The sequence below is a fragment of the Hominimerdicola alba 8 genome (assembly GCF_000178155.2).
GTDB classification, from domain to species: Bacteria; Bacillota; Clostridia; order Oscillospirales; family Ruminococcaceae; genus Hominimerdicola; species Hominimerdicola alba_C.
In genome coordinates, this window is record NZ_ADKM02000085.1 from 98747 (window position 1) to 113307 (window position 14561).

Here is a 14561-nt window from a genome sequence, read left to right on the forward strand (position 1 = left end):
GTCCTTTTTGGTGGGATATTTAGTTCTCAGCATATCTTTTCGAGATTTGCTCTTATGGCTTTGAGCGTTTTCTTTTCAAGGCGCGATATGTATGACTGTGATATGCCCACAGTCTGCGCGACTTCTTTCTGGGTCATCTCATGCCTGCCGTTCAGCCCGAAGCGCATCTCCATTATCATGCGTTCGCGCTCGCCCAGCTTGTCTATCTCGCGCCGCAGGAGAGTCTTTTCCACCTCGCTTTCAATGCCCTTGTGTACGGTATCTTCATCTGTGCCCAGAATGTCTGACAGCAGAAGTTCGTTGCCGTCGTGGTCAGTGTTGAGCGGTTCATCTATGGATATTTCTGTCCGCCGCTGAGAGGCTTTGCGCAGGAACATCAGTATCTCATTCTCGATGCAGCGCGAAGCGTAAGTGGCAAGTTTTATGTTCTTATCGGGGCGGAAAGTGTTTACTGCCTTTATCAGCCCTATCGAACCGATGGATATAAGGTCTTCAAGACCAACGCCTGCGTTCTCGAATTTTCTGGAGATGTAGACTACCAGCCTGAGATTATGTACTATCAGCAGTTCTTTTGCTTTTTTCTCATCGGTGGCGAACAGTTCAAAGGCTTTCCGTTCTTCTTCTTTTGTCAGCGGGGGCGGTAACTTGTCAGCACCGTTTATATAGTCTATCTCTTCACTGCTGCCGAGTAATTTTGATATAAGTTCGCCAAATCTTGTTCTTATGCTTTTCATTGCTTTTTCTCCTTTCATTCCAACAACACAGGGTCAAACACCGCGCGGCTGTGTTTGCCTGATGATGGCTTAACGCCTGTACAGCATCGCAGTACTTTATTATTACCATGTTCGTCTGTTATGGTTACAGTGCCTTTTGAGGTAACAGCTATCAGTCCGCTTCCGTCGATGGTACTGTAGGGTGTCAGGCGGAATCCTGTGCGTGCGGCAGCTTCAGGGTCGTAGAGCGTGTAATGGCTGTACATCTCGTCACAGCAGAATACCACTACAGGCAGACCTGTGAAGCTGTCATTAAGGCGATTTCCCGTGTCTGCCACTGCGGGCAGCTGTACCTCATAATCTCCGCTGCGGTAGACTGCCCTATAGCAGACGGCTCTGTTTCTGAAACGCCGTTTAAGGAACTCACAGACTGTCAGCAGGCAGTAGGCTGTTATCAGCGCAGCTGTCAGTTTAAGCAGTGAGATGTCGAAATAGGTGGTGAAGTTGCGCACCATTATCCGCCTGCTTTGAGAAAATTCCCACCAGATTATGATAAGCCCTGTATATGCCGCCCGCACAGCAAGATATATCATAAGTGTACGGAAAAAATCTCCCACGCGGCTGAACTTTACGCCGATAAGCAGTGTCAGCAGTAAGCTGACTGCTTTTGATATGGTTATCGCAAGCGCACCTGCAAAAGTTCCGCCATCAGCACAGAACAGCAGCGACATCGCCCCGCCGAACAGACAAGCCGCGCAAAGCCGCCCTTTGCTGAGCCTACGGTGGGTAAACAGCGCTGTGGTCTGTAAATATATCAGTTCGACTATGCAGTTTGTCACCACCAGCACATCGGCGTATATCTTCATCGCACCGCCCCCTTACTGTTAATATTATACCCCTGTCTGTATCGGAAATTTGTCGTATAAGCAGACCGCCCGACCACAAAAAAAGAAGCCTGCCGAAGCAGACTTCTTATAGATAAAAACTTATTTATCCTCGAAGAATACCTTGAATGATTTGTAAGCCATATAGTTATCCAGCTTTGAAGTTATCTCAAAAGGTGCGTGCATCGAAAGCACCGAAACGCCCACATCTATCACATCGAAATCGAGGTTTGCGATGAACTGTGCAACAGTTCCGCCGCCGCCTGCGTCTACCTTGCCGAGTTCGCCTGTCTGCCAGATGATGCCGTTCTTGTCGAACAGTCTTCTTACTCTGCCAACAAATTCAGCCGAAGCGTCAGATGTGCCCGACTTGCCCCTTGCACCTGTGAACTTTGTGGCTACAACGCCATAGTTCAGCTGTGAGCAGTTCCTTATTTCAAAAGGCTCGATAAAAGTTGGGTCAACAGCGGCATTAACGTCAGCTGACAGGCATTCTGATCTGCTCATTACATTGTAGCCGTTCACGCCGTAAACTTCTGCCAGATCGTTTATGAAATAAGGCAGATAGCTGCTGTTAAGACCTGTATTTCCATCGCTGCCTGTTTCCTCCTTGTCGGTGAGGACGGTCATGCAGGTGTATTCGGGCTTTTTAAGCTGGAGTATAGCCTGAAGAGCAGTGTATGCGCAAACTCTGTCGTCCTGACCGTAAGCGCCTACCAGACTTCTGTCAAAGCCAACATCAGATGCCTTGAATGCAGGTACAGCTTCAAGTTCGGCAGAAATAAAGTCATCTTCAACGATGCCGTACTTCTCGTTCAGTATAGCCATTATGTTCAGCTTGACTTTCTGAGATATCTTGTCGTCCTTGAAAGGTCTTGAACCAACGATGATATTCAGTTCCTCACCTGTTATCAGCTTTGGAGCGGGGCGCTTGTACTGGCTCTCTGCCAGATGGGGCAGTATATCGCTTATGCAGAATACAGGGTCGCCTTCGTCTTCACCGATCCTTACCTTAACGCTCTCGCCGTCAGCCTTGATGATCACACCATGCAGAGATAGCGGAACAGTAGGCCACTGATATTTCTTGATGCCGCCGTAGTAGTGGGTCTTGAAATAAGCTATCTCTTTATCCTCGTATAGCGGGTTCTGCTTCATGTCGAGTCTTGGCGAGTCGATGTGTGCAGCTGCCAGCCTGATGCCCTCAGCGATGCTCTTTTTGCCCATAACGGTCAGTATAACAGCCTTTTTCCTGTTTACGAAATAGAACTTGTCGCCTGCCTTATATTTTTTGCCGCGCTCAAAGACCTTGAAGCCTGCCGCCTCAGCCTGTGCAGTTATTTCCTCGACTGCCTCGCGTTCGGTCTTTGCTGTGTTAAGGAATGCTTTGTAGCCCTCGTTGAAATCATCGCAAGCCTTAAGTTCCTTGTCATCTACGCGAAGAATGCCGTTCTTTGGCTTTGAAAGCAGCTTTTCGCTGAGTTCCTCCGCAGCAGTTTTCTTCTTGTCTGCCATTTATGATACCTCCTCTAAAAGATCATTTTATTACTCATCGGCTTTTGAGATGCTGCTTTCGGTGTTTCTTTCCTCCAGCAGTTCTTTGTAAGCCGAATAAGCATCGTTTATTTTGTTTACATAGTGTGAAGTCTGGTCGTTCTCTTCGGGAATATCGTTTACATCGAAATTCTCCGCAGAGATGGTACCATCTTCCAGCCAGCTGTCTACCAGACCCATGCCGCAGTGATAAGCCGCCGCAGTAAGGTCTATCGAACCGTCATATCTCTCCATAAGAAAACTGAGATAATAGCTGCCGTATTTTATGTTTATTTCAGGGTCGTACATGTCATCAAAGCTTTCGCTGTCGTCATCAAGTCTGAACTTTACCCAGTCGTAGGCATCACTCATAAGCTGCATGAGCCCGCGTGCTCCGACATTTGAAGTTGCTCTCGGCTGAAAATTGCTCTCGACCTTTATCACCGAGAATATAAGCACAGGATCGACCTCGAACTCCTCACTGTATTTAAGCACATATTCTTCATAATCAGTGGGGTATGTAAAGCCCTGCGGCACATATTCCTGAGTTTTCTCTTTCATCTCACGCAGACCGTCGCTGACACCGTTTTTCAGTATCGTGACCGTTGCAATAAGTATGCCGAAAGCCACTGCGATACCGAAAAGTACCGCTAACCAGTTGCCGATGGTACTGCTGCTTTTTTTCTTTTTACCTTTTGCTGCCGCCAATTTTACCTTCCTTTATCTCGTTTATTATTTTTAAAGCCTGCGCTTCCGATTCTGCACTGCTCCCGTTATTTCTTATTATATAGTCGCTGTGCGCTTCAAAGAAATCTTCGTCGTGTTGTGATGAAAAGCGCTTTTTAACGCTTTCCTCATCGATCCCGTCACGTTTAGTGACTCTTTTGAGCCGCAGTTTTTCATCTGCTGTTACAGATACTATCACATCACATTTGCTGTCAGCCCCCGCTTCAAATAGTGTGGGCGCATCCAGCAGTATGAAGTCACAGCACAGGCTGAGTTCTTTAATTTTTTCGTCTATCAGCGCGTTTATGTATTTGAATATTATGCTGTTCAGCAGGTCGAGCTTTTCTCTGTCAGCGAAGACTATCCGTCCCATCGCCCGCCTGTCAAGCACGAACTCTTCATCAAAGCACTCGGGGAAATATCCTGCAAGTTCTTTGTTGCATCCACTGCCCGCTTCTGTGACTTCACGCGCCACATGGTCGCAGTTTATGATCCCGAAACCCTCTCGTTCAAATACTGCCGAGATAAGCGTCTTGCCTGCGCCGCTCTGTCCCGTAAGACCCACAACCGTACTCATGGTACTATCACCCGAAAAGCCGCCGCTCTCAGCAGGCGGTTATATACTGCAAGTCCGACACCTGTTTTATTGGGACATCTTGCATAGACTTTCTTTGCGCCCATCTCGTCAAGTTCTCTCAGCGCATCGAAAAGGCGCTGTGCCTGTTCTTCATCACTTTTGCCGAGAACCAGCAGACGGTTTTCAAGACCCGCCGCATCGCTTTCATCAAAGACCATCAGCACATCATCAGCCGATGCGTTCTTCATGCAAAAGCCATTGAATTCGCCGCTGTTTCCGCAGACTATGCTCACCTCAGCCTTTGGCGCATAATGCTTGTATTTCATGCCGGGACTGCTTACGCGGGCATTCTCATCAAGCATTTCCAGCACGCCTTTGTCTATCAGTACATTTTCAGTCACTTCACGCAGGTCTTCTGCTGAAACGAAACCCGGTCTTAAAAGCCTTATCCCGTCACCCTCAAATGATATGACTGTACTTTCCACCCCGACACCGCAGGCACCGCCGTCGATTATTGCAGGTATCCTGCCTTTCATGTCATTTAACACATGGCTCGCAGTGGTTGGTGATGGACTGCCGGAAAGATTTGCCGACGGTGCGGCTATGGGGCAGCTGCATTCTTTGATAAAAGCCCTTGCGGTATTGTTTGACGGCATGCGTATTCCGACTGTGTCCAATCCGCCGCTGGTCACCATAGGTATCATGTCAGACTTTGGCATTATCATAGTCAGCGGTCCGGGCCAGAAGAGTTCAGCGCACTTTCGGGCAAGTACGGGTATCTCGGTCACAAGGGGAGATATCTCCTCAAAACTGCTGACATGTACTATCAGCGGATTGTCAGCCGGTCTGCCCTTTGCAGCGAATATCTTTCGCACTGCATTTTCATTGAAAGCATTTGCCGCCAGCCCATAGACCGTTTCGGTGGGCATTCCCACTACTTCGCCCGTGCGTATCAGATCTGACGCCTTTTTTATGGAATTCTCGCTGCTGTCCAGCAGCATTGTATCAAACATATCTACGCCTTCTTATTCTTCCTGCTGTGCCGCCAGCTTTGCAGCCTGGTCGGCAGTGGCAAGTGCATCTATAACTTCATCGAGGTTTCCGTTGAGTATCTGTTCCAGTTTGTAGAGTGTCAGTTTTATGCGGTGGTCGGAGATTCGGCTTTCAGGAAAATTGTAAGTCCTTATCTTCTCCGAGCGGTCGCCTGTGCCGACCTGTGAACGCCTGTTTGAAGCTATTTCATTCTCCTGCGCCCGTACCTTTTCATCAAGCAGCTTTGCTCTCAGCATTTTCAGGGCTTTGTCCCTGTTCTGGAACTGCGAGCGCTCGTTCTGGCACTCAACTACTGTACCTGTGGGTATGTGTATCAGTCTTACCGCAGAAGAGGTCTTGTTTATATGCTGACCGCCTGCGCCCGAAGAACGGAAAACTTCCATTTTGATATCTCTCTCTTCATTGAGGTCAAGCTCAACTTCTTCGGCTTCGGGCAATACTGCAACAGTAACAGTCGATGTGTGTACACGCCCCTGACTTTCTGTTTCGGGCACACGCTGTACTCTGTGTACGCCGCTCTCGTATTTCAGTCTTGAGTATGCGCCCTGACCGGATACGGTAAAGGTTATCTCCTTATAGCCACCCAGTTCTGTTTCATTGGCGCTCATAACATCTATCTGCCAGCCCTTCTGTGCGGCATACATCGTGTACATTCTATATAGTGAGTTTGCGAACAGTGCCGCTTCTTCACCGCCTGCACCGCCGCGTATCTCGATTATGACATTGCGGTCATCATTGGGGTCTTTGGGCAGCAGAAGTATCTTCAGGTCATCTTCAAGCTGAGCCATAGCAGTTTTAGACTCGTCATACTGCTCCTGCACCATTTCTTTCATATCCTTGTCAAGTCCGCCATCGTTCATCATCTCGACAGCTTCATCAAACTCAGCCTTTGCCTTGTCATACTCTTTCAGCTTTTCAACTATCGGCTGGAGATCTCTATATTCGATCATCAGCTCGGTATATAGCTTTGAATCGTTTACGACTTCGGGCTGCATGAGCCTTTCATTTATCTCGTTGAATTTATCTTCAAGTGCTCTTAATTTATCAAACATAGCTATTACTCCTTTTTATTTCAATTTATTATATTGTGAGATACATGTGAGCGTAGCTATGACTCCGCCTCGCGGATAACAGTTTTCACATTTTTTTCAGCTTTGCTGCGCGGTATCATGAATTCACGTCCGCAGCCGACACAGCGAAGCTTGAAGTCCATGCCCGAGCGCAGCACAAGCATCTCGTTGCTGCCGCAGGGGTGTTTTTTCTTCATAACAAGCCTGTCGCCCTTGATGATATCCATATGCTTCACCGTCCTCTCTATGATGTTCCAATACCTGCGATATATGCCATAAGAACACATAAATGTTCACAGATATTCCTTAAGAAAAATGAATGCTGCGGTATGACCGTAAAGATCTTATCCGCCGATACATCGGTAGATATTTTTACTGTCATATACCAGCATACCTATAAATTATAACACTTTTCGGTCGGTTTGGCAATAGCTGTGCGAAAAATTAAGATTTTCATAATATGGCTTTTCGGTTCGGGATAGTCCTGCATTTTGGTGAAAATTATGTGATTTGTCTTGAAAAATAAATCGGTATATGATATAATAAAAATATATGTAGTCAAAAATAAATAAAGACAGGAGAATAGAAATGAGTTCAAATCTTACAGAAGGACAGCGCGCTGTCCTCAGTATGTCACAAAACGTTATCGGTGAAGTAAAGAAAGTAGTTATAGGCAAGGACGAGATAATCATCAAGGTGCTGCTGTCGATACTGGCAGGCGGTCATGTGCTGATAGAGGATATTCCCGGAGTGGGCAAGACTACGCTGGCAGTGGCGCTGTCTAAGGCGCTGTCACTGGATTATAAGCGTTTGCAGTTCACGCCTGATGTTTTGCCTACTGATGTTACCGGTTTCAACATACTCAACAAGCAGACCCAGCGCTTTGAGTACAAGCAGGGCGCTGCGCTGACAAATCTTTTTCTGGCGGACGAGATAAACCGTACCTCTTCAAAGACACAGTCGGCACTGCTGGAGATAATGGAAGAGGGCAAGGTCACCGTTGACGGCGTGACCAGAAAAGCACCCGATCCTTATATAGTCATCGCCACACAGAACCCTATAGGTTCGATAGGTACGCAAATGCTGCCCGAATCGCAGATGGACAGATTCATTGTCAAGCTGACAATGGGCTATCCGTCGGTCGAGAGCGAAGTTATGATGCTCAAAGCAAAGCAGAGTCTTGTGCCGATGGATAATGTTCATGCTGTCGTGTCCGCTGAGGATATCATCGCTGCGCGCAGAGAGGTCGAAAATATATATGTGGCTGACCAGGTCTTTGACTATATAGCAAGGCTTGCGGCTGCCACAAGAAATCACCCGATGATAAAGCTGGGTCTTTCGCCAAGAGGCACCATAGCACTGCTTAGAATGACAAAAGCAACGGCACTTCTTAAGGGCAGGGACTATGTCATACCCGATGATGTGGCGTATTCCTTCAATGATGTTGTGCTGCACCGTGTTATTTTCAACTCAAAGGCGAAGATAAACGGCGTTACAGGCGCACAGGTACTCAAAGAGATAATCAACACTGTAGATGTACCCAGAATAAGCAAATAAGGAGCGGACTATGCCTTTTTTATACATGGTGCTGCTCATAGCCTCTGTGTTTTTTTATATACTCTATGAGCACGCATTTTCTTTCTATTTGTTTGCTTTTTTGCTGCTTGTGCCGATAATACTGCTGATATTGACAATATATACTGCAAAGCGCACAAGTGTGAGTTTTGTGGACAGGCAGAGCAATGCCGGCAGGTCTGCGAAGATGCCTGTAAGATTGCGGGTGGTGAACAAATCACCGCTGCCATGCCCGAATCTCCTTATAGAGATAGAGTACTGTAATCTTCTTGACGGCAAAAAAACGGTGCTGAAAATAAACACACCTGTTTATCCCCATGAAGACCAGCTTATGACGCTTACGGTCTCGGCTATGCACTGCGGCACAGTTGATTTCAGGATAAAGCGATGCAAGATCAGCGATATGCTGAGGCTGTTCAGCCTGCGGCTGGGGAAGAACAGCACCGAAAGTATCGGCTCGAATTGTACTATAACTATAATGCCTGAGTATGTGTCACTTGAAAACCCCATAGACAACTATGCTGATATGGGGCTTGAAACAGACGAGTACTCAAAGACACAAAAGGGCGATGACCCGTCTGAGATATTTGATATACGTGATTATGTGGACGGTGACAAGCTAAACCGCATACACTGGAAACTCTCGGCTAAGCAGGATAAGACTATGGTCAAGGACTATTCACTGCCCATATCTAATTCCATCACACTTCTGCTGGAACTTGTAAGACCAAAAAGTGATGGTGATGAACTGGCGCGGTTCGATGCACTTATCGAAACTGCGGCTTCGGTGTCAAATTATCTGCTGGAGAATGCGGTACCGCATAGAGTTGCATTCTATGATGTTGTCAGCGGCAGGCTGAATGAACTTGAGATAAACGATGATGAGAGCCACGCTGAGATGATAAGCATGCTGCTGTCGGCAAGGCTGTATGATGAACAGGATATGGCAGTGAAGTATTTTATCGCTGCTGATGATCGGGCAAGGTGCGGGCACATACTTTATTTATCGGATGTCTACAGCCCCCTCGCTACAGAACTTTTGAGCGATGCTGAACTCGCTAACAAATACACATATCTGCTGATGACAGATGACAGGGAAGAGCCGGTTGAAATGTATGATGAATTCGCTGAACTGATACCTGTATGCAGCAGCAGACTGGCAGAGTCGGTACAGGAACTCTGTCTGTAAAAAAGAACAAGGTGACAAAATGAGAAACGATAAAATAAAAGAAACAGGTATCGTCGGCAGCGGCGGGGTCTGCATAGATGGCGATATCGCCATGCGGTTCGGCAGTTACCACTCAGCGAGTATGTTTTTTGCATTCAGGATAATGCTGGCGTTTCTTGCCACATTCTCGACAGCTTTGCTGGCTGTCAGCTTTACTGATGCAAAAATAAGACCTGTGTTGATATTCTATGATTGTGCTGTGGCTGTGCTCTCGCTGAGCCTTATGTTTTCAAAGCACAGCGTGGTCAGGATATGCTCGGCACTGGTCGCGGGGATATATGCGGCTCCGATAATATTCCATATAAAAATGACTGCTTACGGTTTCATGATAGCTGCCAACGGCTACCTGACCAAAGGTGAACTGCCCGAACAGGGGACAGGACAGTTCAAACATCTGCTCACGACACAGAGCGAAGTATCACAAAGTTTGTATTACTTCTTTACAGGGCTGATATTCATTGTAGCACTGGGAGCGGTCATCGCCTGTGTGATGAGGATAGATTTCCCTGTGCTGTTCATAGTTACTTTCCCTGTGGTAGAACTGGGGCTTTATCTCGGATTTGAAGTGCCTGTATTTGCGGCGCTGCTTATGATAGTTTCATGGGTGACAGTGCTTTCGATGAACATAATAAACCACACCACCAACAAAGCAGGCAGGAAGAATACTTTTGCCGTCCACGAAAGGACGAAGACTTTCTATTTCACATCGTCACAGGCGAAGGCTGAATTCTACACTGTTTATATAAGGTTTGTGGCACTGCTTACGGCAGGCGTGTTCATACTGGTGGTGCTGTTCTCTAAGATAAGCGGGTTTTATCGTCCTGCATCTTTTGATGAACTGAGGTATAATCTGCACCATGCTGTCGAGCGGTTTGACCTTACCCACGCAGACGATTTTCTGATAGATGTCAACGGCGGCTCTAACCTTTACGGGGTAACTACTGTGGGCGGCACCAACGGTGGTGTGCTTGGTACCACCAACGGCATAACTTTCAACGGTTCAAAGGCACTCCAAATAAAGACTGAGGCTTTCAATTATACCATGTACCTGCGCGGATATGTGGCAGGGGAGTACAAAGACAACAAGTGGCAGCCGCACGATGGTGACAGCACTATACGTGAAGTTGGTGATGAACTGGCACAAAAAGGCTACTACGTTCAGGATCTGGACTACATGCTGCTGGACGGCTATGATGAATCAACAGGTTCACACACCGCTCAGATGGAGATAAAAGTCAAGGGCGCATGCTCGAAATTCGTATATGCACCCTACGGCACTGATTACAGCACATCATCGGTGATGTCGGAAAATGAGATGACACCATACAATGATGCTTATGTGCGTATAAGCCAGTCAAATACGGACTACAATATGATCTACAAGAATTTCAGTGCGCCCGACTGGTATTCACGTTCGGCAATGCTCGGCTCTTGCATGCTGGATTACGAAAAGTCCATCGCGCCCACTATGGCGATGTACGAGGACTATATCTCCAAACATTACACTAAGTCGGAAAAGCTGAAGTCGCTGGATGAAATGTATGACTATATCTGCACCAACTATCTTGACGGTTCGCCTGAATATGCAGGCTATCAGCAGGTGTGTCAGGCAATAAAGCTGTATTTCCACGATATGGGATTTACATACGACACAAATCCGGGAAAAACACCTGATGGCGAAGATTTCATCGAATACTTCCTCACCAAACAGAAAAAAGGCTACTGTGCTTATTTTGCTTCGGTGGGCGCTCAGCTTATGAGAAAGTTCGGATACCCCTCAAGATATGTTGAGGGATACATGATTCTTCCCTCACAGCTGAATATCAGCACAGAGAGCGATGGCATCTACGATGTGGAGGTAAAAGACAAATGCGCCCATGCGTGGGCTGAGGTCTTTATAGACGGCGTTGGCTGGGTGCCTGCGGAGTTCACACCCGGATATGACAACGACAACCCGAATCTTACCCCTAAGGAAAAGGGAACTGACAAGAAAAACGACAGCAGTTCACAGAGCAGCAAGCCTGATACATCGTCAAGCTCTTCACCCGAGAAGCCAAAGTCCGACAGCAGCAAGTCTAATGTCAGCAAGAGCGGCGGAAATAACAGCAAGCCTTCCTCTGACAGCCGCAAGTCACAGGGCGGCGGCGGACAGAAGACAGGCGGAAAGTCAGGCGGTAGCAATAGTTCTCAGGCAGGCAAGCCGGCGGGCAAGGGCGGCACTAACAGCGGAGGAAAAGGCGGCGGTGTCAGCACGGGAATATCGCCTGCGGCAAGGACTGTACTGATGACTCTGGGCGCTATTGTAATAGGCATCGCGGCGGTGCTGATAAACCGCAGAAGAAACCTTGACAAGATGCACGACCGGTGCAGCCAGAAAGACCTGAACAAGCGTGTGATGGCGATATACAGCTATTCGCTGAAATATCTTTCGGTGCTGAACATTGAAGTGAAGAAGAATATCTCGGATATGCAGCTTTGTAATGAATTGCTGGTCAAGTGCCATGAGCAGCGCATTCATGAACTGGACAGCAAGCTGGCAGAACTGACAGCTATCGCGGTGCAGGCACATATGTCGCCCGAACGAATAAGCGAGGAAGATGCTGAAAAGGCTGCTGAGATACTCAGGTGCATATCAGAAGAAGTCGTGGCGAAGCGCGCTGATGCGCTGACTATGTTATCAGCGAAGTTTTTATACTGTCTGTATTGAGATATCTGACCATACAATAATATGAAAGGAACTGAACACTATGGCAAATAAGAAGAAAAACAAGTACGGCAATCCCCAGAAGAATATCGATGCCCTGAAAGAAGCTGAGGCTGCAAAGTTAGCCAGACAGGTCGATAAGGCGCTTGTCGAGCAGAGGACACCAACTGACAGCAAGCCGATGTTTATGCGCATCATTGTGCTGGCTATCGTTGCTGTTATGATACTCGGCGTAGTCATCGGGGCGGTGGTCAGTGTCTGATGGTCAATATAGGAAACAGCTGGGACAGCATACTTGCAGATGAATTCAAAAGTCCCTATTATTTACAGCTTCGGGAATTTCTCAAGCGTGAGTATGCGACACAGACGATCTACCCCGACATGTATGATATATTCAATGCACTGAAATACACCGCCTACGAAGATGTGAAAGCCGTCATTATAGGGCAGGACCCATATCATGGAGAGGGGCAGGCACACGGGTTGTGCTTTTCTGTAAAGAGGGGCATAGCACCTCCGCCAAGTTTACAGAATATCTTCAAGGAATTACAGAACGATGTGGGATTCCGCATACCGAACAACGGCGAACTGACTGACTGGACGAAGCAAGGTGTGCTTCTGCTGAACGCGGTGCTGACAGTTCGTGCGGGGCAGGCGAATTCTCACAGGGGTAAAGGCTGGGAAAAACTGACTGATGCAGTGATACGTAAACTGAACGAGCGCGAAAAGCCCATAGTTTTCATGCTTTGGGGCAGGAACGCCAAAGAAAAGCAGGCACTTATAACAAACAGCCACCATCTGGTACTGACTGCGGCGCACCCATCACCGCTTTCGGCTTATAATGGATTTTTCGGATGCAGGCACTTTTCTACTGCCAATGATTTTCTGAAATACACAGGTCAGCAGCCTATAGACTGGTCTGTGAGCGACAAGTGAAAATATGACTATCCCTTTATCACACCAACTGAAAATGCGGTAAACAAAAGGATAATTGAGTGTTGTATAGCCGCTGTTTTTGTGGTGTGTCAGCGGGATAACCACAAATGAAAAAGAACTCCCGACAAGCAGTTTGCTTGTGCGGGAGTTCTTTGTTGTGCAAAAAGATCCCCTGCCGCGCGGCAGGGGATTTTTGTATGCTTATTTCTCCAGATACTTGTCCATTATACCTGTAAAATCGAATGTCGCAAAATAGTCTGCGGGAGTTTCGGCGCGTCTTATAAGCTGTACATCGCCGTCCTCTTTCAGCAGAAGTTCTGCCGAACGCAGCTTGCCGTTGTAGTTGTAGCCCATCGAGAAACCGTGTGCGCCTGTATCGTGTATGCAAAGGATATCACCCTTTTCAAGTTCGGGCAGCATACGGTCGATGGCGAACTTGTCATTATTCTCACAAAGACCGCCTGTGACATCATATTTGTGGTCGCAGGGAGCATTTTCTTTGCCGAGAACTGTTATGTGGTGATAAGCACCATACATAGCAGGACGCATCAGGTTGCATGCGCATGCGTCAACACCTGCATATTCCTTGTGGGTGTGCTTGAAGTGCTTAACGGTGGTGATAAGATGACCGTAGGGAGCAAGCATGTATCTGCCAAGTTCGGTGAATATAGCAACATCGCCCATGCCTGCGGGAACGAGTATCTCATCGAATGCTTTGTGAACGCCCTCGCCGATGGCGAAGATATCATTCTGCGGCTTGTCAGGCTCATATGCGATACCGACACCGCCCGACAGATTGATGAATTTGAACTCAACGCCTGTCTTTTCCTTTATCTCTACTGCCAGTTCAAAGAGTATGCGCGCCAGCTTAGGGTAATACTCGTTGGTAACAGTGTTGGATGCGAGGAAAGCGTGCAGACCGAAGTATTTAGCGCCCTTTTCTTTCAGCACTTTGAAGCCTTCGATTATCTGTTCGTGGGTGAAACCATACTTTGCATCACCCGGATTATCCATTATCTTTGTTGCGATGGAGAACTTTCCGCCGGGATTGTAGCGGCAGCAGATGGTTTCGGGGATACCGCACAGCTGATCGAGATACTCGATATGCGTGAAGTCATCAAGGTTGATATATGCGCCTAGTTCACGGGCTTTCAGATAGTCCTCTGCGGGAGTGACATTCGAGGAGAACATGATGTCATCGCCCTTGAAGCCGCAGCACTCACTCATCATGAGTTCGGTCAGTGAAGAGCAGTCAACTCCGCAGCCCTCTTCCTGCAAAATTTTCAGTATATAGGGGTTAGGGGTAGCCTTGACCGCGAAATATTCCTTGTAACCCTTGTTCCAGCTGAATGCTTTGTAAAGGTTCCTTGCATTTTCGCGTATACCCTTTTCGTCATAGATATGGAAAGGCGTGGGATATGTCTTGATTATCTCCTGTGCCTTTTCTTTGGTGATAAACGGTTTCTTCATATTTCATCGTCCTTTGCTGTAAAATTCAAATTACCATTATATAATAACATTATTTTCATGATAAGTCAAGAGCCGATGACGGCAAAAAAGAACAT

At 47.4% G+C, this 14561-nt stretch carries 14 protein-coding genes; 5 read left to right on the forward strand and 9 right to left on the reverse strand.

Annotated features, from left to right (window positions below):
• Positions 1-26: 26 nt before the first annotated feature.
• From sigE to CUS_RS09515, 8 genes are all read right to left on the reverse strand, one after another.
• Positions 27-734, reverse strand: a complete 708-nt coding sequence (gene sigE, locus CUS_RS09480) for an RNA polymerase sporulation sigma factor SigE (RefSeq protein ID WP_002849964.1) — start codon at positions 732-734, stop codon at positions 27-29.
• 14 nt (positions 735-748) lie between these two features.
• A complete protein-coding gene (locus tag CUS_RS09485) occupies positions 749-1579 on the reverse strand; it encodes a sigma-E processing peptidase SpoIIGA (RefSeq protein WP_002849968.1) in 831 nt (276 codons plus the stop codon).
• Between the two features lie 120 nt (positions 1580-1699).
• Positions 1700-3109, reverse strand: a complete 1410-nt coding sequence (locus tag CUS_RS09490; RefSeq protein WP_002849985.1) for an aminopeptidase — start codon at positions 3107-3109, stop codon at positions 1700-1702.
• Positions 3110-3139: 30 nt separating this feature from the next.
• Positions 3140-3835, reverse strand: a complete 696-nt coding sequence (locus CUS_RS09495) for a lytic transglycosylase domain-containing protein (protein WP_002849981.1) — start codon at positions 3833-3835, stop codon at positions 3140-3142.
• Positions 3816-4430 carry a dephospho-CoA kinase gene (gene coaE / locus CUS_RS09500; protein WP_002849940.1) on the reverse strand — a complete coding sequence of 205 codons (615 nt, stop codon included), beginning with the start codon at positions 4428-4430 and terminating at the stop codon, positions 3816-3818. Before coaE ends, CUS_RS09495 begins: the two co-directional genes overlap by 20 nt.
• Positions 4427-5443, reverse strand: a complete 1017-nt coding sequence (locus tag CUS_RS09505) for an L-threonylcarbamoyladenylate synthase (protein WP_002849891.1) — start codon at positions 5441-5443, stop codon at positions 4427-4429. The genes coaE and CUS_RS09505 overlap by 4 nt, the downstream gene beginning before the upstream one ends.
• A 12-nt stretch (positions 5444-5455) precedes the next feature.
• Positions 5456-6535, reverse strand: a complete 1080-nt coding sequence (gene prfA / locus CUS_RS09510) for a peptide chain release factor 1 (RefSeq protein WP_002849873.1) — start codon at positions 6533-6535, stop codon at positions 5456-5458.
• A gap of 56 nt (positions 6536-6591) precedes the next feature.
• Entirely contained in the window at positions 6592-6780 is a 189-nt protein-coding gene (locus tag CUS_RS09515) for a DUF951 domain-containing protein (protein WP_002849903.1), read from the reverse strand.
• Between the two features lie 361 nt (positions 6781-7141).
• Between CUS_RS09515 and CUS_RS09520 the strand changes: the two genes are divergently transcribed.
• From CUS_RS09520 to CUS_RS09540, 5 genes are read left to right on the forward strand one after another with little or no spacing between them, the layout of a single operon-like run.
• On the forward strand, positions 7142-8110 hold the full coding sequence (locus tag CUS_RS09520; RefSeq protein ID WP_002849904.1) for an AAA family ATPase: 969 nt from the start codon (positions 7142-7144) through the stop codon (positions 8108-8110).
• A 10-nt stretch (positions 8111-8120) separates the two neighbouring features.
• On the forward strand, positions 8121-9317 hold the full coding sequence (locus CUS_RS09525; protein WP_002850008.1) for a DUF58 domain-containing protein: 1197 nt from the start codon (positions 8121-8123) through the stop codon (positions 9315-9317).
• Positions 9318-9336: 19 nt separating this feature from the next.
• Positions 9337-12063, forward strand: a complete 2727-nt coding sequence (locus tag CUS_RS09530; protein WP_002850026.1) for a transglutaminase-like domain-containing protein — start codon at positions 9337-9339, stop codon at positions 12061-12063.
• Positions 12064-12103: 40 nt separating this feature from the next.
• Positions 12104-12322, forward strand: coding sequence for a hypothetical protein (locus tag CUS_RS09535; RefSeq protein ID WP_002850046.1), 219 nt, complete (start codon positions 12104-12106; stop codon positions 12320-12322).
• Entirely contained in the window at positions 12322-12996 is a 675-nt protein-coding gene (locus CUS_RS09540) for a uracil-DNA glycosylase (protein WP_002849871.1), read from the forward strand. The genes CUS_RS09535 and CUS_RS09540 overlap by 1 nt, the downstream gene beginning before the upstream one ends.
• A gap of 201 nt (positions 12997-13197) precedes the next feature.
• Here CUS_RS09540 and CUS_RS09545 read toward each other — a convergent pair whose 3' ends face one another.
• Positions 13198-14466 carry a diaminopimelate decarboxylase gene (locus tag CUS_RS09545; protein ID WP_002849899.1) on the reverse strand — a complete coding sequence of 423 codons (1269 nt, stop codon included), beginning with the start codon at positions 14464-14466 and terminating at the stop codon, positions 13198-13200.
• Positions 14467-14561: the final 95 nt, after the last annotated feature.

What these genes read in the sequence shown, in the direction of transcription:
- CUS_RS09540 (WP_002849871.1), top strand. Translation starts at nt 12,322, where the DNA reads ATGGTCAATATAGGAAACAGCTGGGACAGCATACTTGCAGATGAATTC.
- CUS_RS09520 (WP_002849904.1), top strand. Translation starts at nt 7,142, where the DNA reads ATGAGTTCAAATCTTACAGAAGGACAGCGCGCTGTCCTCAGTATGTCA.
- CUS_RS09535 (WP_002850046.1), top strand. Translation starts at nt 12,104, where the DNA reads ATGGCAAATAAGAAGAAAAACAAGTACGGCAATCCCCAGAAGAATATC.
- CUS_RS09485 (WP_002849968.1), bottom strand. Translation starts at nt 1,579, where the DNA reads ATGAAGATATACGCCGATGTGCTGGTGGTGACAAACTGCATAGTCGAA.
- CUS_RS09505 (WP_002849891.1), bottom strand. Translation starts at nt 5,443, where the DNA reads ATGTTTGATACAATGCTGCTGGACAGCAGCGAGAATTCCATAAAAAAG.
- CUS_RS09530 (WP_002850026.1), top strand. Translation starts at nt 9,337, where the DNA reads ATGAGAAACGATAAAATAAAAGAAACAGGTATCGTCGGCAGCGGCGGG.
- CUS_RS09490 (WP_002849985.1), bottom strand. Translation starts at nt 3,109, where the DNA reads ATGGCAGACAAGAAGAAAACTGCTGCGGAGGAACTCAGCGAAAAGCTG.
- coaE (WP_002849940.1), bottom strand. Translation starts at nt 4,430, where the DNA reads ATGAGTACGGTTGTGGGTCTTACGGGACAGAGCGGCGCAGGCAAGACG.
- CUS_RS09545 (WP_002849899.1), bottom strand. Translation starts at nt 14,466, where the DNA reads ATGAAGAAACCGTTTATCACCAAAGAAAAGGCACAGGAGATAATCAAG.
- CUS_RS09515 (WP_002849903.1), bottom strand. Translation starts at nt 6,780, where the DNA reads ATGGATATCATCAAGGGCGACAGGCTTGTTATGAAGAAAAAACACCCC.
- sigE (WP_002849964.1), bottom strand. Translation starts at nt 734, where the DNA reads ATGAAAAGCATAAGAACAAGATTTGGCGAACTTATATCAAAATTACTC.
- CUS_RS09525 (WP_002850008.1), top strand. Translation starts at nt 8,121, where the DNA reads ATGCCTTTTTTATACATGGTGCTGCTCATAGCCTCTGTGTTTTTTTAT.
- prfA (WP_002849873.1), bottom strand. Translation starts at nt 6,535, where the DNA reads ATGTTTGATAAATTAAGAGCACTTGAAGATAAATTCAACGAGATAAAT.